Source organism: Oricola sp. (genome assembly GCF_965230365.1).
Lineage (GTDB): Bacteria > Pseudomonadota > Alphaproteobacteria > Rhizobiales > Rhizobiaceae > Oricola.
In genome coordinates this window covers 173,968-192,379 of the sequence record NZ_OZ246003.1, presented here as the reverse complement: position 1 = coordinate 192,379, position 18,412 = coordinate 173,968, and the positions used below count along the sequence as shown (strand labels likewise).

At 63.9% G+C, this 18,412-nt stretch carries 19 protein-coding genes; 17 read left to right on the top strand and 2 right to left on the bottom strand.

Translation table 11 applies throughout. From position 1 onward, the window contains the following. The first annotated feature begins 47 nt into the window (after nt 1-47). Nucleotides 48-629 (top strand): ribosome hibernation-promoting factor, HPF/YfiA family, encoded by a 582-nt coding sequence (gene hpf, locus ACO06R_RS00910; protein WP_421854839.1) that lies wholly within the window; start codon nt 48-50, stop codon nt 627-629. A gap of 68 nt (nt 630-697) precedes the next feature. Beyond that, nucleotides 698-1,162, top strand: coding sequence for a PTS IIA-like nitrogen regulatory protein PtsN (ptsN, locus tag ACO06R_RS00905; RefSeq protein WP_421854836.1), 465 nt, complete (start codon nt 698-700; stop codon nt 1,160-1,162). A gap of 44 nt (nt 1,163-1,206) precedes the next feature. On the opposite strand, the gene ACO06R_RS00900 is transcribed toward ptsN, so the two are convergent. After that, nucleotides 1,207-2,289, bottom strand: a complete 1,083-nt coding sequence (locus tag ACO06R_RS00900) for an ABC transporter ATP-binding protein (RefSeq protein WP_421854833.1) — start codon at nt 2,287-2,289, stop codon at nt 1,207-1,209. 19 nt (nt 2,290-2,308) lie between these two features. Further along, the gene (locus ACO06R_RS00895; RefSeq protein ID WP_421854830.1) at nt 2,309-3,094 is read right to left on the bottom strand and encodes an IclR family transcriptional regulator; all 786 of its coding nucleotides are present in this window, start codon (nt 3,092-3,094) and stop codon (nt 2,309-2,311) included. Between the two features lie 216 nt (nt 3,095-3,310). Here ACO06R_RS00895 and ACO06R_RS00890 point away from each other — a divergent pair, with 216 nt between their 5' ends. From ACO06R_RS00890 to ybeY, 15 genes are all read left to right on the top strand, one after another. Continuing rightward, nucleotides 3,311-4,579, top strand: a complete 1,269-nt coding sequence (locus ACO06R_RS00890) for an ABC transporter substrate-binding protein (RefSeq protein WP_421854827.1) — start codon at nt 3,311-3,313, stop codon at nt 4,577-4,579. A gap of 105 nt (nt 4,580-4,684) precedes the next feature. Continuing rightward, complete coding sequence (locus tag ACO06R_RS00885; protein WP_421854824.1) at nt 4,685-5,626, top strand: carbohydrate ABC transporter permease; 942 nt, start codon at nt 4,685-4,687, stop codon at nt 5,624-5,626. A 1-nt stretch (nt 5,627) separates the two neighbouring features. Then, entirely contained in the window at nt 5,628-6,479 is an 852-nt protein-coding gene (locus tag ACO06R_RS00880; protein WP_421854821.1) for a carbohydrate ABC transporter permease, read from the top strand. Between the two features lie 2 nt (nt 6,480-6,481). After that, complete coding sequence (locus ACO06R_RS00875; protein ID WP_421854818.1) at nt 6,482-8,617, top strand: alpha-galactosidase; 2,136 nt, start codon at nt 6,482-6,484, stop codon at nt 8,615-8,617. Beyond that, on the top strand, nt 8,604-9,362 hold the full coding sequence (locus tag ACO06R_RS00870) for an SDR family NAD(P)-dependent oxidoreductase (protein WP_421854815.1): 759 nt from the start codon (nt 8,604-8,606) through the stop codon (nt 9,360-9,362). Before ACO06R_RS00875 ends, ACO06R_RS00870 begins: the two co-directional genes overlap by 14 nt. Further along, nucleotides 9,359-10,327, top strand: a complete 969-nt coding sequence (locus ACO06R_RS00865; RefSeq protein WP_421854812.1) for a 2-dehydro-3-deoxygalactonokinase — start codon at nt 9,359-9,361, stop codon at nt 10,325-10,327. The genes ACO06R_RS00870 and ACO06R_RS00865 overlap by 4 nt, the downstream gene beginning before the upstream one ends. 4 nt (nt 10,328-10,331) lie before the next feature. Continuing rightward, entirely contained in the window at nt 10,332-10,979 is a 648-nt protein-coding gene (locus ACO06R_RS00860; protein WP_421854809.1) for a 2-dehydro-3-deoxy-6-phosphogalactonate aldolase, read from the top strand. 3 nt (nt 10,980-10,982) lie between these two features. Then, nucleotides 10,983-12,965, top strand: a complete 1,983-nt coding sequence (locus tag ACO06R_RS00855; protein WP_421854806.1) for a beta-galactosidase — start codon at nt 10,983-10,985, stop codon at nt 12,963-12,965. Nucleotides 12,966-13,028: 63 nt separating this feature from the next. Continuing rightward, on the top strand, nt 13,029-13,718 hold the full coding sequence (gene tsaB, locus ACO06R_RS00850) for a tRNA (adenosine(37)-N6)-threonylcarbamoyltransferase complex dimerization subunit type 1 TsaB (protein ID WP_421854803.1): 690 nt from the start codon (nt 13,029-13,031) through the stop codon (nt 13,716-13,718). Continuing rightward, a complete protein-coding gene (gene rimI, locus ACO06R_RS00845) occupies nt 13,715-14,209 on the top strand; it encodes a ribosomal protein S18-alanine N-acetyltransferase (RefSeq protein ID WP_421854800.1) in 495 nt (164 codons plus the stop codon). Before tsaB ends, rimI begins: the two co-directional genes overlap by 4 nt. Nucleotides 14,210-14,275: 66 nt before the next feature. Next, nucleotides 14,276-14,689: a Fur family transcriptional regulator gene (locus ACO06R_RS00840; protein WP_421859144.1), complete on the top strand. Its 414-nt coding sequence runs from the start codon at nt 14,276-14,278 to the stop codon at nt 14,687-14,689. A gap of 4 nt (nt 14,690-14,693) precedes the next feature. After that, nucleotides 14,694-15,506 carry a lysophospholipid acyltransferase family protein gene (locus ACO06R_RS00835; RefSeq protein WP_421854797.1) on the top strand — a complete coding sequence of 271 codons (813 nt, stop codon included), beginning with the start codon at nt 14,694-14,696 and terminating at the stop codon, nt 15,504-15,506. A gap of 11 nt (nt 15,507-15,517) precedes the next feature. After that, a complete protein-coding gene (miaB, locus tag ACO06R_RS00830) occupies nt 15,518-16,924 on the top strand; it encodes a tRNA (N6-isopentenyl adenosine(37)-C2)-methylthiotransferase MiaB (RefSeq protein WP_421854794.1) in 1,407 nt (468 codons plus the stop codon). Further along, nucleotides 16,921-17,934: a PhoH family protein gene (locus ACO06R_RS00825; RefSeq protein ID WP_421854791.1), complete on the top strand. Its 1,014-nt coding sequence runs from the start codon at nt 16,921-16,923 to the stop codon at nt 17,932-17,934. The genes miaB and ACO06R_RS00825 overlap by 4 nt, the downstream gene beginning before the upstream one ends. Before the next feature lie 2 nt (nt 17,935-17,936). After that, on the top strand, nt 17,937-18,410 hold the full coding sequence (gene ybeY / locus ACO06R_RS00820) for an rRNA maturation RNase YbeY (protein WP_421854788.1): 474 nt from the start codon (nt 17,937-17,939) through the stop codon (nt 18,408-18,410). Nucleotides 18,411-18,412 lie beyond the last annotated feature (2 nt).

Sequence of the window (18,412 nt, the reverse complement as noted above, 5' to 3'; positions counted from 1 at the left end):
GCGGATAGGCTAATCCGCGTCGGCCAATAAAAGCAGGAGAGTACAAGATGGGTTTGCGCATTTCGGGGAAACACATGGATATCGGGGACGCCTTTCGCACCCGGATCGAGGACCGAATTGACGAAGCTCTCGCAAAATACTTCGATCGGGGCGCCGACGGTCAGGTAACCGTCGAAAAAGCCGGCTCGCGGTTTACCACCGATTGCGTACTGCATCTCGACAGCGGCATTGTCCTTCAGGCGACCGGCGAGGCACAGGATCCGCAAGCCAGCTTCGACGCTGCCGCCGAGCGCATCGAGAAGCGCCTTCGCCGCTACAAGCGCCGCTTGAAATCCCATCACAGCAGCGAGGCGGCGGCCCGCAACGAGGAATATGCCTACCGGGTGCTGGAAGCCCTGCCCGGGGACGAGGATGACGAACTGCCGGACGATTATGCACCGGTCGTCGTGGCCGAGCGGTCGATGCAGCTGTCCACAATGCCGGTGTCGTCGGCGGTATTGCAACTGGACCTTCAGGATAACCCGGTATATGTGTTCCGCAACGCGGGCAGCGGTGACGTTAATCTTGTCTACCGGCGTGCCGACGGAAACATTGGCTGGATCGATCCGGGCTCAATCACGCAATCCTGAACAGGAACGGTTGAAGCGCGCGCGTTTTGCGTGCGCTGGGGCATGGGTCGTCCGCAAGGAAAGTCGTAATGAACCTTGATGAATTTATTACGGAAGACGCGATAGTTCCGGACCTTAAGGTCAGTTCCAAGAAACAACTGCTGCAGGCGCTTTCGGAGAAGGGGGCGGAGATCACCGGGCTTTCCGCTCGCTCGATCTTCGACACGATCCTGCAGCGCGAACGGCTTGGCTCGACCGGCGTTGGCAAGGGGATCGCCATTCCGCATGGCAAGTTCGCCACCTACGACCGCATCACCGGGGTATTCGCGCGGCTGCGCGAACCGATCGATTTCGAGGCGCTCGACGACCAGCCTGTGGATATCGTCTTCCTGCTGCTGGCACCCGAAAGCGCCGGCGCCGATCACCTGAAAGCGCTGTCCCGGATCGCCCGCGTGCTGCGCGATCCCGCGTTGACCGGCAAGCTGCGGTCTACCAGCGATCCGGCGGCGCTCTTCGCCTTCCTGACCGAGGGACAAGCCTCCAACGCGGCCTGAGGGTTCGAGCGCGGCGCGAGGCCGCGCCGACTTTCCGGCGGGTCTCAGCGAATCCGCAATCCGCTCGACGGATCGAACAGGAAAGCGCGTTTCGGGTCGAAATGCGCGACATAGCTTTGGCCGGGCTTGGCGGTATCGCCTTCCGTCAGCCCGATCGTCAGCGGATCGTCGCCGCCGGTGCCCGAGTAGCCGTAGGACACGCCGCCCAGGTGTTCGATAACGTCGATATGCGTCTCGATCTGGGCCGAACCGGACGGATCGAAGTGTTCCGGGCGAACCCCGACGAGGACGGAGGCGCCGGCTGCAACCCCTGAAATGCCCGACATCCGGAACGCCCCGCCCTTGTGCTCGCTGAGCGCCAGTGAGACCGTGTCGCCATCGACGCTTTCCGCGCGCGCCTTCAGGAAATTCATCTTCGGCGAACCGATGAAACCGGCGACGAAGACATTGTCGGGATTGCCATAGAGTTCGAGCGGCGCGCCAACCTGTTCGATGCGCCCGTCCTTGAGGACGACGATCTTGTCGGCGAGCGTCATCGCCTCGACCTGGTCGTGGGTGACATAGATCATCGTGGCGCTGAGATCGTTGTGCAGCTTGGCGATCTCCAGCCGCATCTGCACGCGCAGTTCCGCGTCGAGGTTCGACAGCGGCTCGTCGAACAGGAAGACCTTCGGCTCCCGCACGATGGCCCGCCCGATCGCCACGCGCTGGCGTTGCCCGCCGGAAAGCTGTTTCGGGCGCCGGTTGAGGAGCTGTTCAAGATGCAGGATCTGCGCCGCCTTGTGGACGCGCTCGCGGATAACCGTCCGGTCGGTGCCGGTCATGCGCAGGCCGAAACCCATGTTCTCCTCCACCGACATGTGCGGATAAAGCGCATAGGACTGGAACACCATCGCGACGCCGCGTTCCGCCGGATCGACCCGCGTCACATCGGCGCCGCCGATGCTGATTTCGCCGCTGGTTGCGTCTTCCAGGCCCGCCACCAGCCGCAGCAGCGTCGACTTGCCGCATCCCGACGGACCGACGAAGACGGCGAATTCTCCCGGCTCGATCGACAAATCCACGCCGTGGATGACATCGACATTGCCGAAAGATTTTTTCAGCTGCGTCAGTTCGACATTGGTCATTTGATCCTCCCCTGAAGGTTCAGCCGCGCGGGCCGAGCCTTAACTTCATGTCGTCGACGATCGCCGCCGACGTTGAGCAAACATCGGTTGCCCATTGTTCTAGTTTTTGCACGCCGACCCGGTACACCGGTGCGGTGACCGAAACCCCTGCATAGAATCCGCGTTCCGGCGCGGCAACCGGTGCGGCGACACAATGAATGCCGGTTTCGTGTTCTTCACGGTCGAAGCCGTAACCACGCGTGCGGATTTCGTCGATTTCGTCGAGCAACGCCTGCGCAGTCTGTAACGTGCTGGGTGTGTGAGCCTGGAAACGGATGGCGGAGATACGCGTCTGCAGTTCGCCGTCGGACAGGGCCGACAGGGCGGCCTTGCCGACACCGGTGCAAAACGCCGGCGAGGCATTGCCGATCTGGCTGTGCATGCGCACCGACTGACGCGATTCGACCTTGTCGAGATAGATCACCTCCACACCCTGCAAGACACCGAGATGGATCGTTTCTCCGACCGTTTCGTAGAGCCTTTGCAGATGCGGCTCGGCGATTTCACGGAACCGGTTGTGCGCCCATGCATTGGAGGCAAAGCGCAACAGCCTGATGCCCAACTCGTAGGAGTGGTCGGGATTGACCTGCAGCAGACCCTCGTCGATCAGATTGCTGATGTTGCGGTGCAGGGTGCCGCGCGGCTGCTTGACCTGGTCGAGCAGGTCGGTGAAGCGCAGCGGCGCACTGGCGTTCGAAACAGCGTCGAGCACCGCCATTGCCTTGCCCAGCGTTCCCGTCCCGCTTTCCCGCTCTATCTTTGACATTGCGCCCAATTCTTTGCCGAAGCGCCGTGCATTCGGTTCTTGACTCTTTTGAGCATTAGCCCAATAGTTCTGAATAGTCAAACACAGTTCCAAATAATGGAACTAGTGTTTTTGAGAGAATCTGCCGGTCTCCACCGGCGGGGGGCGTGGTCCGCCACGCCGAACAGCGTGTCTGTGACGGCGATCGCCGTCATGCAACGGGAGGTAAATCCAGCGATGAAACTGACACTGAAATCCGCGATGCTCGGCTTGACGGTGGCGACACTTGCCGCTTCGAGCGCCCTTGCCGACAATCACGGCAAGCTGACGGGCGATCTCAAGATCTTCCTCGATACCTCGAACCCCGCACCAAGGGCGACGATGGAAGCGATGATCGCCGACTTTCAGGCGAAGCATCCCGATCTGAACATCGAGACCACGGTCATAGATCGTGAAGAATACAAGACCCAGATTCGCAACTTCCTCACCGCGAACCCGCCGGATGTGGCGACGTGGTACGCCGCCAACCGCATGAAGCCCTATGTCGACGCCGGGCTCTTCGAGGACGTCTCCGATCTTTGGATGGAGCCGGAAATCGCCGAGAATCTCGCCTCGACCAAGGGCGCGATGACAATCGATGGCAAGCAGTGGGGCGTGCCCTACACCTACTACCAGTGGGGCGTTTACTACCGCAAAGATATCTATGAGGAACTCGGCCTGTCCGAGCCGGCCGACTGGGAAGCCTTCAAGGCGAACTGCCAGGCGATCGTCGATTCCGGTCGTGCATGCTTTACCATCGGCACCAAGTTTCTTTGGACCGCTGGCGGCTGGTTCGACTATCTGAACATGCGCACCAACGGTTTCGACTTCCACATGTCGCTCGCAGCAGGCGAGGTGTCCTGGGAAGACGACCGGGTCAAGCAGACTTTCGCCAACTGGCGCGAACTGATCGACATGGGTGCGTTCATCGACAATCACCAGACCTACAGCTGGCAGGAAGCCCTGCCATTCATGGTCAATGGTGATGCCGCCGGTTACTTGATGGGCAACTTCGCCGTAGCGCCCTTGCGCGATGCCGGCCTGACCGACGATCAGCTCGACTTCTACCAGTTCCCGGCCATCAACGCTGATGTCGAACTGGCTGAGGACGCGCCGACTGACACCTTCCACATCCCGGCCAACGCCGCCAACAAGGATGCGGCCCGCGCGTTCCTGCGCTTCGTCGTTTCCGCCGATGTTCAGACCGTCATCAACAACGGTCAGAACCTCGGTCAGCTTCCGGTCAATGCCAAGGCGAGCGTCGACGACGACAAGTTCCTGAACGAAGGCTTCGCGATGCTGTCGTCCAATAGCCCGGGCGGTGTCGCGCAGTTCTGGGACCGCGACGCACCGGCCGAGATGGCCAAGGTCTCGATGGAAGGCTTCCAGGAGTTCATGGTCAAGCCGGACAATGCCGACCGGATCCTCGCCAAGCTCGAACGCGCCCGCAAACGGATATACAAGTAAGGCGCGTCGAATCGCCGAGCGGGAGGGCGTTCCTCGCCCTCTCGCGCTACCGCTGCCAGGTGGCGGCGCGCTCGTGTGGCCCAAGTCGAGCGGAGGGAAAACAGTATGGCTGATGTATCGCTGTCGGATGTCCGGTCCGTCCACGGAGGCGGCTCCTGGTTCCAGCGCAACCAGATCGCCATAACCCCGTGGCTATTCCTCGCCCCGGGCGTCCTGTTCTTCCTGTTTTACGTCATTTTTCCGATCTTTCAGTCGTTCAATATCTCCTTGTACGACTGGGACGGGCTGGGTCAGGCGGAATATATCGGCCTGCAGAACTATCAGGACCTGTACTGGGAGTTTGTTGACCGCGATGCGTTCTTCGTGGCGCTACGCAACAATGTCATCTGGCTGGTGATGTACCTGTTGGCGATCCCGGCCGGATTGTTCATCGCACTGTTTCTCAACCAGACGGTCGCCGGCATACGCATCTACAAGTCGCTGTTCTTTTTCCCGTTCGTGATCTCGCAGGTCGTCGTCGGTCTCGTGTTCACCTGGTTCTACGATCCGACCTTCGGTCTGCTGAACGCCATGCTGGCCACATTCGGTCTCGGCCCGATCAATGTGCTGGGGGACGAGCGATATGTCACCTACGGCATCATCGCCGCCGGACTGTGGCCGCAGACGGCCTACTGCATGATTCTCTATTTGACCGGGCTCAACGCGGTCGATCCCGAACAGATCGAAGCCGGCCGGCTCGATGGTGCGCGCGGCTGGCGCATGCTCTGGTTCATCATTATCCCGCAATTGCGCCCGGCGACCTTTATCGCCTTTGTCGTGACCATTATCGGCGCCCTGCGCTCGTTCGACTTCATCGCGGTAATGACGCAGGGCGGTCCTTTCGGCTCGTCGCGGGTGCTCGCCTTCTACATGTTCGAAGTTGCGCTGTCCGAGTACGGCTTCCGTATGGGCTATGGCGCCGCGATCGCCGTGGTGCTGTTCCTGATCATGCTTTGCTTCATCGCTTACTTCCTGTACTCGATGTATCGCAACGAAAGGGGCAACTGAGATGTTTCCGGCCCCGATCCAGAAGTCATCCCGCGCCTGGCAACTGACCTATCAGGGCCTGCTGCCGCTGGCCCTCTTGATGTGGCTCGCCCCGCTGGTCGCCGTCGCCATCTTTTCCATGAAGCCGGATTCCGACTTCACGACCGGCAACTATTGGGGTCTGCCGTCCTCCTTCGAAGGCTTCAGCAATTACGGCCGCGTCTTCTTTGAAAGCGACATGCCGCGCTACCTGTTGAATTCCGTGTTCATCACCGTTCCGACGGTGATCGGTGCCGTTGGCCTGTCCTGCATGACCGGCTTTGCGCTCGGCGTTTACCGGTTTCGCGGCAATCTGTGGATCTTCTTCATGTTCGTGGCCGGCAATTTCGTGCCGTTCCAGATCCTGATGGTGCCGGTCCGCGACCTGACGCTGCAGATGGGGCTCTACAACACGATCACCGGCCTGGTGCTGTTCCACATCGCCTTCCAGACCGGTTTTTGCACGCTGTTCATGCGCAATTTCATCCGCGCGCTGCCCTTCGCGCTGATCGAGGCGGCGCGGGTGGAAGGTGTCGCGGAGTGGCGGATCTTCTGGTATGTGGTGCTGCCGCTGATGCGGCCCGCGATTGCCGCGCTGAGCGTGCTGATCTTCACCTTCATCTGGAACGACTATTTCTGGGCGGTGGTCCTGACGCAGGGCGTCGAGAGCCAGCCCGTGACCGCCGGCATCACCTCGTTCAATGCCCAGTACCGCGCCGCCTATCACCTGATGAGTGCCGGCTCGATCGTTGCGGCCCTGCCGCCGGTCTTCATGTTCTTCCTGATGCAGCGCCACTTCATTGCGGGTCTGACGCTCGGCGCGACCAAGGGCTGAACATGCTGGCCACCGCTGACGCAGCCCTTGCAACCCAATGCTGGCGCATCGATGCTGGCGGACGTTGCGCCGTATTTGCGAGTTTCGATGGCGGCGTTCCGGCGCTGATCTGGTTCGGGCCGCCATTGCCACGTGACGAGCAGCTGGAGGTTCTGGCCAGTGCCTCGCTCCCCAATGTCTCCGGCGGTCAGCTCGACCCTTTCGTGCCGCTAACCCTGTGTCCGGTCGCAATGACAGGCTGGCAGGGCAATCCAGGCATCGCCGTCGAGAACGATGCAGGTGAACACGTGCTCCCCGAGCTGCGGTTGGCGCGTGTTGATGTGCCTGACGAAACCACTCGCGTCTTTCACATCGAGGGCCGGGATGCCGAACCATGCGTTTCTCTTCGCATCGAGGCCCGGCTGGAACCCGGCGGGCTTCTGTCGCTTGCCAGCGCCGCCGAGGCCGCGCCCGGCTACCGGGTTCGCTGGCTGGCGGCGGCGACCTTGCCGGTGCCGCAGGACCTGGAGCGTGTCGTGGATCACGCCGGCCGCTGGTGCGGTGAGTTTCGCCGCCAGGAAACACGTTTCGCAACCGGACAGATTGTGCGTGACGGGCGCGAGGGGCGCACCGGTCACGCCGGCTTTCCCGGCGCGCGGTTTCTCGGTGCTGTGACCGGCGCGGATACGGGCCGGGCCATGGGCGCCACGCTCGCCTGGTCGGGCGGTCACACCATGGTTGCTGAGGAACTGCCGGACGGACGGCGCTATGTGCAGTTCGGTCCGGCGCGTGATAGCTACACCAATGTCGGCGACGACGCGCCATCCCTTCTCGTCGGCTGGTCGGAGGAAGGCGAAAACGGGCTGACGGCCGGCTTTCACGCCCATGTTCGCGGGCTTCCCCTTCGCCCGGTCGACCGTCCGGTGCATTACAATTGCTGGGAAGCGGTCTATTTCCGGCACGATCTCGATGAATTGAAGGAAATCGCCACGCTGGCAGCCGATATCGGGGCCGAGCGGTTCGTCCTCGACGATGGCTGGTTCAAGGGCCGCAATGACGATACGACGAGCCTAGGTGACTGGACTGTCGATCCGGTCAAGTTTCCCGACGGTTTGCACCCCCTGACGGACCATGTCCGCGATCTCGGGATGCGTTTTGGCATCTGGTTCGAACCGGAGATGATCAGCCGCGACAGCGATCTTTACCGCGCCCATCCTGACTGGGTCCTGGGGCCGCGGGCGCAGCCTTCGGGCCGCAATCAGTTCGTTCTCGATTTACGGCGACCGGGTGTCACCAACTACCTCTTCGACGTGGTCAGCGGCATCCTCGCCGATTACCCGGTCGACTATGTCAAATGGGACCATAACCGGATGCTGACGGGTGGCGGACCGGACCAGACGGTGGAACTTTACCGCCTGTTGGCGCGTCTGCGCGATGCCCACCCGGATGTCGATTTCGAAAGCTGCGCGTCCGGCGGCGGGCGCATCGATTACGGCATTCTGGCGCATGCGGTGCGGGTCTGGCTGTCGGATTCCAACGATGCATTGGAGCGGTTGCGCATGCAGCACGAGGCAGCGCGCTGGCTGCCGCCGGAGTTTGTCGGCAGCCATGTCGGTCCACGTGTCTGCCACACCTCTGGGCGGATCCTGCCGATGGCGTTTCGCGCCTGGGTCGCAGCCCAACGCCACATGGGTTTCGAGATGGACCCGCGCGAATTGACGCCTGAGGAGGCGGCCACGCTCAAGCGGGCAACGGCCTGGTGGCGCGAAAACCGGGCATTCCTGTTTTCCGCACGCCAACATCTGCTTCATTCGAATGACCCGGAGGTCTTCGCCGAAATCCTTGTCGACGAAGCGCGAGACCGCTTTGTCGTCTTCAAGGGGCAGGCCGGTGCCGCTGCTTCCATAGCCGCGCGGCGGTTCGCGCTTTCCGGGCTGGATCCCGATGCGATCTACGCGGTTCGCCTGATCGATGCCGACAGGGTGCCCGGCGCCCTGAACCGGTACGCGGCAACCGGCTTCATGCATGGCGAGCCGGTCGCCCTGTCCGGTCGCGCGATGATGTACCATGGCCTTCCGCTGCCCAATGGATTTCCATGCTCGATGCTCGTAGTTGAGGGCCGAAGGCTAGTCGAAGGGGATGGACATGCCAGCATATGACGACTTGCAGAACGCATCCGTGCTGATCACAGGTGGCGGCTCGGGGATCGGTGCGGCACTGACCGAGGGATTTGTCGAACAAGGCGCCAAGGTCGCCTTCATCGACTACAAGGCGGAACCGAGCGAGGCGCTTGTCGAGCGGCTTGCGCCGCGCGCCGCGCACAGGCCACTGTTTCTTGAAGCCGATCTGCGCGACATCGCCGCCTTGCGCGATGCCGCCAAGCAAGCCGCGAAGGCGCACGGGCCGGTAACGGTCCTGGTCAACAATGCCGCGCTCGATGACCGCCATGACATCGCCGATGTCGATGAGGCCTATTGGGAACGCAATCTGGCGATCAATCTGCGCCCGCAGTTCTTCGCGGCCCAAGCCGTCGCCGAAGGCATGAAGGCGTCCGGCGGCGGCGCGATCGTCAATTTCACCTCCACCTCCTACATGCTCAATATCGGCGAGATGCCGGCCTACACGACCGCCAAGGCCGGCATTGTCGGCCTGACCAAGGGACTGGCGGGCAAGCTCGGGCTGGACAATATCCGCGTCAACGCGATCGCGCCCGGTTGGGTCATGACAGAGCGCCAGAAGGAGCTTTGGGTCACCGAGAAGTCGCTTGGCGACATGATCGGGCGCCAGTGCCTGAAGGAGCCGATCCAGCCCGCCGACATGGTCGGTCCCTGCCTGTTCCTCGCATCCGATGCCGCGCGGATGATCACCGCGCAGGTGCTGATCGCTGACGGAGGACTTTTGTGACAGTCACGCCGCATGTCGCGCTTGTCGCGGTCGATTGGGGTACGTCCCACCTGCGCGTCTGGGCGCTTGGGGCGGACAGGTCCGTTCTCGGCATGCGGCGTTCCGACGAGGGCATGGGGGCCACGCCCTGCGATCGTTTCGCAGCGATCCTGGAGAGCCATCTGGAGGCGCTTGGCGTCGCGCCGGATGTACCTGTCGTCATGTGCGGCATGGTCGGCTCGCGGCAGGGCTGGGCCGAGGCCGGTTACCTGCCTGTCCCCACCGACCTCGGCGAGATTGCGGTGCGGGCGGTGCGTGTTCCCGCACACCGCCGCGACATCCGCATCCTGCCCGGTCTGAGCCACACCGACAGCAAACACCCCGATGTCATGCGCGGCGAGGAGACCCAATTGCTTGGCCTGGCGCGCCGCCGTTTTGCCGCCGGCCGCGGAGCGCGGATGGTCTGCATGCCGGGCACCCATTCGAAATGGGTGCGGCAGGACGGACTGCGCGTCGAGGGCTTCGCCAGCTTCATGACCGGAGACACGTTCTCCGCCCTGTCGGCGCATTCCGTGCTGCGCCATTCCGTCGGCCCGGATGCAACCGCCGTCGACGCGGCCTCGCCGGATTTCCGCCTGGCGGTTGCGGCGAGCCTCGAAGCCCCGTCCGCGATCCTGGCGCGGCTGTTTTCGATCCGCTCCGCCGGACTGCTGCAGGGCCTGTCGCCGAATGCAGCGCGGGCGCGCCTGTCCGGCTACCTGATCGGCCAGGAGATCGCCGGCGCGCGCGCGCGCTTTGCCATTGGCGATACGGTCGAACTCGTCGGCGGCGGCGTGCTTGGCGAACTCTATGCCGCAGCGCTCGCCTGCGCTGGAATTGGCGCCAACCTTCATGATGGCGACGAACTCGTCATCTACGGTCTGGCGGATGCGGCGTCGCAGATATGGACGCTGGACGCGCCGCGCCTGACCGAACAGGAGACATGATGCAATGAGCCGGTCTGCAAAATGGCCTGAACTGACCCGCGACCTGATCGCAATCCTGCGCGGCCTTCGCCCCGACGAGGCGCTGCCGGTGGCCGGCGCGCTGGTCGCAGCGGGCTTTTCGGCAATCGAGATCCCGCTCAACTCGCCCGATCCCTTCCGCTCCATCGAGGCGATCGCCCGCGCGCATGGCGACAACGTGCTCGTCGGCGCCGGAACCGTGCTCGCGCCGGCCGATGTCGACCGCCTGAACGACGCCGGCGGCCGCCTCTTGGTCGCCCCCAACATCGATCCAGAGGTGATCGCCCGCGCCACGTCGCACGCCATGGTGACGATGCCGGGCGTGTTCTCGCCGACCGAGGCGCTCGCCGCTGTCGCCGCCGGCGCATCCGGGCTGAAATTCTTCCCCGCAAGCGTGCTCGGCCCGTCCGGGCTGAAGGCGATCTCCGCCGTGCTGCCGCCCGACACGGTGGTCGGCGCGGTCGGCGGGGTGTCGGAGCTCGACTTTCCGAAATACGCCGCCGACGGCATTCGCGTTTTCGGTCTTGGCTCGTCGATCTATCGGCCCGGCATGGCGGTCGACGATATCGCGCAGCGCGCCAAACGCGCGGTCTCGGCCTGGGATCTCGAATTCGCCGGCATCGTCGAGGCCTGAACCATGACCGGCCCGCGCAGACAGACGCTCGGCGTCTGCTACTATCCCGAGCACTGGCCCGAAGAGCGCTGGCCGGTCGATGCGCGGATGATGGCCGGCGCCGGCATTTCCCATGTGCGGATCGGCGAATTCGCCTGGAGCCGGCTCGAACCCGATCCGGGTCGTTTGGACTTCGATTGGCTGGACCGGGCGTTCGACGTGCTGCATGCGCATGGCCTTGCCGTCGTGCTGGGGACGCCGACGGCAACGCCGCCCAAATGGCTGGTCGACCGCATGCCCGACATGCTTGCCATCGACGAGCAGGGCCGGCCGCGCGGTTTCGGCTCGCGCCGCCATTACTGCTTCAGTCATCTGGGCTATCGTGACGAGTGCGCCCGCATCGTCACGCTCATCGCCGACCGCTACGGCGGCCATCCGGCGCTCGCCGCCTGGCAGACCGACAACGAGTATGGTTGCCATGACACGGTTGTCAGCTATTCGGCGGCGGCCCTTGCCGGCTTCCGCGACTGGCTGGCCCGCAAGTACCAGTCGCCCGACGCGCTGAACCGGGCCTGGGGCAACGTTTTCTGGTCGATGGAGTACCGCTCCTTCGACGAGGTCGAGCTGCCCAGTCTTACGGTCACAGAGCCCAATCCGTCGCATGTGATGGATTTCCGGCGCTATTCCTCCGACCAGGTTGTCGCCTTCAACCGGTTGCAGACCGGGATCATCCGGCCGCGTTCGCCGGGCATTCCGATTGCCCACAACTATATGGGCCGGGTGGTCGACTTCGACCATTTCGCGGTTTCCGCCGATCTCGACATCGCCTCCTGGGATTCCTATCCGATCGGCTTTCTCGACCGCGACACCGACGACATCGACAACAAGCGCCGCTATCTCGGTGTCGGCGATCCCGACAACCAGGCGCTGCATCACGATCTTTATCGGGCCTGCGGCGAGGTTAGAAACGGCGCGGCGGACGGGCGCTGGTGGGTCATGGAACAACAGCCCGGCCCGGTGAACTGGGCGCCCTGGAACCCGGCGCCGGCCCCCGGCGCGGTCCGGCTGTGGGCTTGGGAGGCTTTCGCCGCCGGCGCCGAGGTGGTGAGCTACTTTCGTTGGCGTCAGCCGGCCTTCGCGCAGGAACAGATGCACGAGGCGCTGCTGTTGCCCAATGGCGAGCCGAACGAGGCCCATGAGGTCTGCTGCGCGGTATCGCGCGAACTGGCGCAGATCGGCGCGGTCGCCGCACCCACCCGCGCCGATGTGGCGCTGGTCTTCGACTACGAAAGCGCCTGGGCCTGGCATATCCAGCCGCAGGGCCGCGATTTCGACTATTTCGACCTCGTGCTTCGCTTCTACCGCGCCTTGCGCCGGCTCGGCATCTCCGTCGACGTGACACCGCCGGCTCCGGATGCCGTGCGTGGCCGCAAGCTGGTGGTCGTGCCGGGGCTGTTTTCAGCCGATGAACGGCTTGTCGAAACGCTTGCCGAGGATAACCCGGCAGTGCTCCTCGGGCCGCGCAGCGGTTCCAAGACTGCCGATTTCCAGATTGCCGGCGATTTGCCGCCGGGCGCCTTCCGGTGGCTGATCGACGTGACCGTTCGCCGGGTTGAAAGCGTGCCGCCCTTTGCCGACATCCCGCTTGCCGGGGGCGGCGCTTTCCAGGGCTGGCGGGAGTTCCTTGCCGCCGGCGACGGTGTGCAGGTCCGCCGAACTTCCGCCGACGGTCATCCGGCGCATCTGGCAGCAGGCAAGGCGCATTACCTCGGTGGGCGGCCGGACGAGGAATTGGCGCTTGCCGTGATGCGAGACATCGCCGCCCAGGCCGGTATCGAGACGCATGATCTGCATCGCGATATCCGCATCCGCGACAATGGCGATGTGCGCTACATCTTCAACTACGGGCCCGAACCCGTCGATATCGACGATCTGGTCGCGGGGCAGGCGGTGCTTTTCGGCTCGAGTCCGCTCGGCGCGCGACAGGTGCTCGCCGCGCGGCTCTGAACCGGCAATGCACCCTCCGAAAGCATGCTTGCCGACGCATCGGCGTTTGAATAATCAGTCCGGATGCTGACGCTCGCCATCGACACAGCCGCCAACTTCTGCTCCGCCTGCCTGCATGACAGCGAGACGGGCGGCATGCTTGCGGCCGAGGAACGCGATATCGGCCGTGGCCATGCCGAGCAGTTGATCGACGTGGTCGGGACTGTCTTGCAGTCGTCCGGCAAGTCCTTCGACGATATCGCAAAAATCGCGGTGGCGGTCGGTCCCGGCTCGTTTACCGGCATCCGGGTCGGCGTTGCGGCAGCCCGCGGGTTCGGCCTGGCGCTTGGCGTGCCGGTCGCCGGCGTCACCACGCTTGAGGCGCTGCATCACGATGTCCGCGCCATGGAGGCAAAGGGGGCGGTCACAGTCGCGGTTCGCGGCGGGCGCGGCCAGGTCTTCATGCAGTCATTCGGTGCCGGCGGCGAGGCCGTTTCACAAGCTGCGGCGGTCGACGAGGACGGTGCGATGCGAGCCGTGCCGGAAGACGTTGAACTGCTCGCCGGCAATGCGGCCGCCGAGATCGCTGCGCAGATGAGCCGCCCGGTGCAGGCCGTGCTCGCCCGCGCCACCGGCTCCATCGGCGCGATCGCCATTCTCGGCGCCCGCTCGGATCGGCAGCCGGTGCCGCTATATTTGCGCGGCGCCGATGCGAAGCCGCAGCATGGCTTTGCTTTGCCGCGCGCCGGCGAACAGTCCCGGACGCGCGCATGATCTGGCCATTCGACCGAATCTGGCCGCTCGATGTCGTCGTCGACAAGGCCGAACGCAACCACACGCGCCGGATGGCCGAACTGCACGCGTTTTCCTTTACGCGACCGTGGACCGATGGCGAATTCGACGATTTGCTCGACCAGAAGACCGTTTACGGGTTCACGGCGCGCGAGTTGCGTTGGGGCAAGACCGACATTCTCGGTTTCGTCCTCGTTCGTGCCGCCGCCGACGAGGCAGAAATCCTGACGATCGCCGTCGCGCCGCGCTGGCAGGGCCGGGGTATCGGCCGCAGGCTCATGGACAAGGTTCTGGCGCGGGCGCATGGCGACCGCACGGAATCGGTGTTTCTGGAGGTCGACGAGAACAACAATCCGGCGGTCCGGCTGTATCGAAAACTGGGTTTCATCCAGGTCGGCGGTCGCCCCGACTACTATCGTGACAGTGCGGGGCAGCGGTCGTCTGCGCTTGTCATGCGCCGCGATCTTCGTTAGGTGCGTGCAACTTCAATCCGGTCTTATCTTGGGGCAGTGGTGAACGCGCAAGCCGACAAGTCACTGATGGAACTCTGCGTCGAGCGTGGCATGCGCATGACCGGGCAGCGGCGTATCATCGCGCAGGTTCTGCAAGATGCGCAAGATCATCCCGATGTCGAGGAATTGTACCGCCGCGCCTCGGCAATTGATTCCAACATCTCCATTTCCACGGTCTACCGGACGCTCAAGCTGTTCGAGGATCTGGAGATCATCGAGAAGCACGATTTCCGCGACGGGCGCGCCCGTTACGAACCGCTGCCGGACGAGCATCACGATCATCTGATCGACGTGAAGTCCGGCCGGGTCATCGAATTCCGCAATGCCCGCATCGAGGCGTTGCAGGAAGAGATCGCCCACGAACTGGGCTACCGGATCGTCGATCACCGGCTGGAGCTCTATGCAGTGCCGCTGGACGACACGGACCGGGAAACGGACTGACCGATTGGGCGGACGTGCGCGCCTGGCGCTCATCCTCGCTGTTGTCGTGCCGCTGACCGCGCTGCTCTTGCCGGTCCAGTGGATCGCCATCAGGTTCCGGTATCCGCTCAGGCGCCGGCTTCCGCATCTCTGGCATCGCCTCTTTCTTCGCCTGCTCGGCGTTCGGGTCACCGTTATCGGCACGCCCGCCGCATCCGGTCACACCGGCGCGCTGCTGGCTGCCAATCACGCGTCATGGCTGGACATCCCCGTGCTTGGCGCGGCCGCGCCGGTGTCGTTCGTCGCCAAGTCCGAAGTCGCCGGCTGGACTGGAATCGCGCTTCTGGCACGCCTGCAGGAAACCGTGTTCGTCTCACGCGGCGCGCGTCGGCAAGCCGGGCAGCAGGCTGGCAGCATCCGCAGCCGCCTGGCTGAGGGCGACGCCATCGTGCTGTTTCCCGAAGGGACGACATCCGACGGAAATTTCGTCCTGCCGTTCAAGTCGGCGCTGTTCGGCGCCGCCGGTTCTTCCGGCGAGGACGCGTTGCTGGTCCAGCCGGTTGCCATTGTCTATCGCGACATCCATGGCATCCCGATGGGGCGTTACGACCGTCCGGTCGCCGCATGGCCCGGCGATACTCCGCTCGCGCCGCATCTGCTACAGCTTGCGGCCCAGGGACATGTTGGCGTGACGGTTGTGTTCGGCGAACCGCTCGCCGCCGGGGAGAGCGCCGACCGTAAGCGCTTGGCAGCCGTCTGCGAGGCGGCGGTCCGCGAAATGGTTTCGGCCTCGCTGCTTGGACGAACAACGCTTCCAAGCGAGACCGAAAAGGTCTAAACAGCCGCGCCATGAGCGAAACTGCCGATATCGTGACCCCGGACGCAGCGGCCGAGATGAATACCCGCAGGGTTTTCGTCAAGACCTATGGCTGCCAGATGAATGTCTATGACAGCCAGCGCATGGCTGATGCGCTGGGTGCCGACGGCTATGTCGAAACGGCGACGCCGGACGATGCCGACATGGTGCTTCTGAACACCTGCCATATCCGCGAGAAGGCGGCCGAGAAGGTCTATTCGGAGCTTGGCCGGCTGCGCAATCTGCGTGACCGGCGCCGCGCGGCCGGGTCCGATCTGATCATTGGCGTTGCCGGATGTGTCGCACAGGCGGAAGGCGAGGAGATCATCCGCCGCGCGCCGGTGGTCGATTTCGTCATCGGTCCGCAAACCTATCATCGGCTGCCGCAGGTCGTCGGCCGCGCGCGCGACGGCGAGAAGGTCGTCGAAACCGACTATGCGGTCGAGGACAAATTCGAGCATCTGCCCGCCCGCGATGAGCGGCAGGTGCGCTCGCGCGGCGTGACCGCATTCCTGACGGTGCAGGAAGGTTGCGACAAGTTCTGCACTTTCTGTGTCGTTCCCTATACGCGCGGTGCCGAGGTTTCGCGTTCGGTTGCCCAGATCGTCACCGAAGCCCGCGCGCTGGTTGCGGCCGGTGTGCGCGAGATCACGCTCCTTGGCCAGAACGTCAATGCGTGGCATGGCGAGGGGCCGGACGGTTCGGAATGGGGATTGGGCCGCCTGCTGCACAAACTGGCGCGCATCGATGGTCTTGCGCGTTTGCGCTACACGACCAGTCATCCGCGCGACATGGATGACGCGCTGATTGCGGCGCATCGCGATCTCGATTGCCTGATGCCTTATCTGCACCTCCCTGTGCAGGCGGGCTCCGATCGCATCCTCAAGGCGATGAACCGCCGCCACACCGCCGACGAATACCGCAAGCTGATCGACCGCATCCGCGACGCGCGACCCGATATTGCGCTGTCCGGCGATTTCATTGTCGGCTTTCCGGGCGAAACGGACGCCGATTTCGAGGACACGATGCGGCTGATCCGCGATGTCGGATATGCCCAGGCTTTCTCGTTCAAATACTCGCCGCGTCCCGGCACGCCCGGCGCCGATCTTGGCGACCAGGTCGCCGAGCCCGTCAAGGACGCGCGTCTGCAACGCCTGCAGGCGCTGTTGCTGGAGCAGCAGGCCGCATTCATGACAGCGCTTGCCGGCCGGACGATTTCCGTGCTTCTTGAGAAGCCGGGCCGCGAGCAAGGCCAGCTTGTCGGACGGTCGCCGTGGCTTCAGCCTGTGGTTTGTGATGAAACTGTCGGAAAAATCGGCGACATTGTGGATGTGCGAATCAACAGGGCTTCAGCAAACAGCCTGATTGCGGACCAAAGGGAAGTGGAACCACCGGCTTGAACGCGAAAGCCAATGTGACCCAGACCGTCTCCGGCGCCTCCGATCTGGCGCATATCGTCCTGAGTTTTGACAACAACGAGCACGCCCGAGCGCTCTATGGCCAGTTCGACCAGAATTTAGCCCTTATCGAGCAGCGCCTTGGCGTCGATGTTCGTTCCAAGGGCAACCAGATCACAATCCGCGGTGAACCGGCGGCGACCGAGCAGGCGCGGCGCGCCCTCGATTACCTCTATGACCGGTTGACAGCCGGCGGTGAAGAGCCCGACACCAACGATGTCGATGGCGCGTTGCGTCTGGCGGTCGCCGCCGACGACCAGTTGTCGCTGCCGACGATGAACAATCCTGCCAAGCTGGCCGCCGCGCAGATCGCGACCCGCAAGAAGACGGTGTTTGCGCGCACGCCCAACCAGGACGCCTATATCCGCGCGCTCGACCGGTCGGAACTGGTGTTCGGCGTGGGGCCGGCCGGAACCGGCAAGACCTATCTCGCCGTCGCCCATGCTGCGATGCTGCTGGAGCGGGGCGCTGTCGAGCGCATCATTCTGTCGCGCCCGGCCGTCGAGGCCGGCGAGCGGCTCGGTTTCCTGCCCGGCGACATGAAGGAAAAGGTCGATCCCTATCTGCGGCCGCTCTATGACGCGCTTTACGACATGATCCCGGCCGAAAAGGTCGAACGCGCCCTGACCGCCGGCGTGATCGAAGTCGCGCCGCTCGCCTTCATGCGCGGACGTACGCTGGCCAATTCGGCAGTGATCCTCGACGAGGCGCAGAACACCACGACGATGCAGATGAAGATGTTTCTCACCCGTTTGGGCGAGAACTCGCACATGATCGTCACCGGCGATCCGTCGCAGATCGATCTGCCGCCGGGCGCCAAGTCCGGCCTTGTCGAGGCGCTGCAGGTGCTGCGCGGTGTCGACGGCATCGTCACCGTGCGTTTCGGTGAGGCCGATGTGGTGCGCCATGCGCTCGTCGCGCGCATCGTGTCCGCCTACGACAAGCAAACCTGACCGTGACAATCGAGATCGACCTGTCCGTCGAAGCCGGAGGCTGGGGCGATGCCGAGGCTGTTTCGGCACTGATCCGCCAGTCGGTCGATGCCGCCGTCGGCCGTCTCGGCGCGGCCGCCGCCGACAGCGAGTTGAGCGTGCTCCTGACCGACGACGCGGCGATGCAGCGGCTCAACGCGCAATGGCGCGATAAGGATAGACCGACGAATGTGCTGTCGTTTCCCGCCGCCGCGCTCTCGCCTGGCGACGCGCCGGGGCCGGTCCTGGGCGATATCGTCGTTGCCTTTCAGACGGTTGTTGCGGAGGCGGCTCTTGAAGACAAGTCTTTCGAAGACCATCTTCGGCACATGATTGTTCATGGTCTTCTTCATCTTTTCGGCTACGACCACCTCACCGACGAGGATGCGGATGAAATGGAAACGCTCGAAACGGCAATTCTTGCTGACATCGGCGTATCCGATCCGTATTCTGCGTGAAC

Excerpts from the sequence above, each read along its gene's own strand:
- hpf (WP_421854839.1), top strand. The coding sequence starts at position 48 with ATGGGTTTGCGCATTTCGGGGAAACACATGGATATCGGGGACGCCTTT.
- ptsN (WP_421854836.1), top strand. The coding sequence starts at position 698 with ATGAACCTTGATGAATTTATTACGGAAGACGCGATAGTTCCGGACCTT.
- ACO06R_RS00900 (WP_421854833.1), bottom strand. The coding sequence starts at position 2,289 with ATGACCAATGTCGAACTGACGCAGCTGAAAAAATCTTTCGGCAATGTC.
- ACO06R_RS00895 (WP_421854830.1), bottom strand. The coding sequence starts at position 3,094 with ATGTCAAAGATAGAGCGGGAAAGCGGGACGGGAACGCTGGGCAAGGCA.
- ACO06R_RS00890 (WP_421854827.1), top strand. The coding sequence starts at position 3,311 with ATGAAACTGACACTGAAATCCGCGATGCTCGGCTTGACGGTGGCGACA.
- ACO06R_RS00885 (WP_421854824.1), top strand. The coding sequence starts at position 4,685 with ATGGCTGATGTATCGCTGTCGGATGTCCGGTCCGTCCACGGAGGCGGC.
- ACO06R_RS00880 (WP_421854821.1), top strand. The coding sequence starts at position 5,628 with ATGTTTCCGGCCCCGATCCAGAAGTCATCCCGCGCCTGGCAACTGACC.
- ACO06R_RS00875 (WP_421854818.1), top strand. The coding sequence starts at position 6,482 with ATGCTGGCCACCGCTGACGCAGCCCTTGCAACCCAATGCTGGCGCATC.
- ACO06R_RS00870 (WP_421854815.1), top strand. The coding sequence starts at position 8,604 with ATGCCAGCATATGACGACTTGCAGAACGCATCCGTGCTGATCACAGGT.
- ACO06R_RS00860 (WP_421854809.1), top strand. The coding sequence starts at position 10,332 with ATGAGCCGGTCTGCAAAATGGCCTGAACTGACCCGCGACCTGATCGCA.
- ACO06R_RS00855 (WP_421854806.1), top strand. The coding sequence starts at position 10,983 with ATGACCGGCCCGCGCAGACAGACGCTCGGCGTCTGCTACTATCCCGAG.
- tsaB (WP_421854803.1), top strand. The coding sequence starts at position 13,029 with ATGCTGACGCTCGCCATCGACACAGCCGCCAACTTCTGCTCCGCCTGC.
- rimI (WP_421854800.1), top strand. The coding sequence starts at position 13,715 with ATGATCTGGCCATTCGACCGAATCTGGCCGCTCGATGTCGTCGTCGAC.
- ACO06R_RS00840 (WP_421859144.1), top strand. The coding sequence starts at position 14,276 with ATGGAACTCTGCGTCGAGCGTGGCATGCGCATGACCGGGCAGCGGCGT.
- miaB (WP_421854794.1), top strand. The coding sequence starts at position 15,518 with ATGAGCGAAACTGCCGATATCGTGACCCCGGACGCAGCGGCCGAGATG.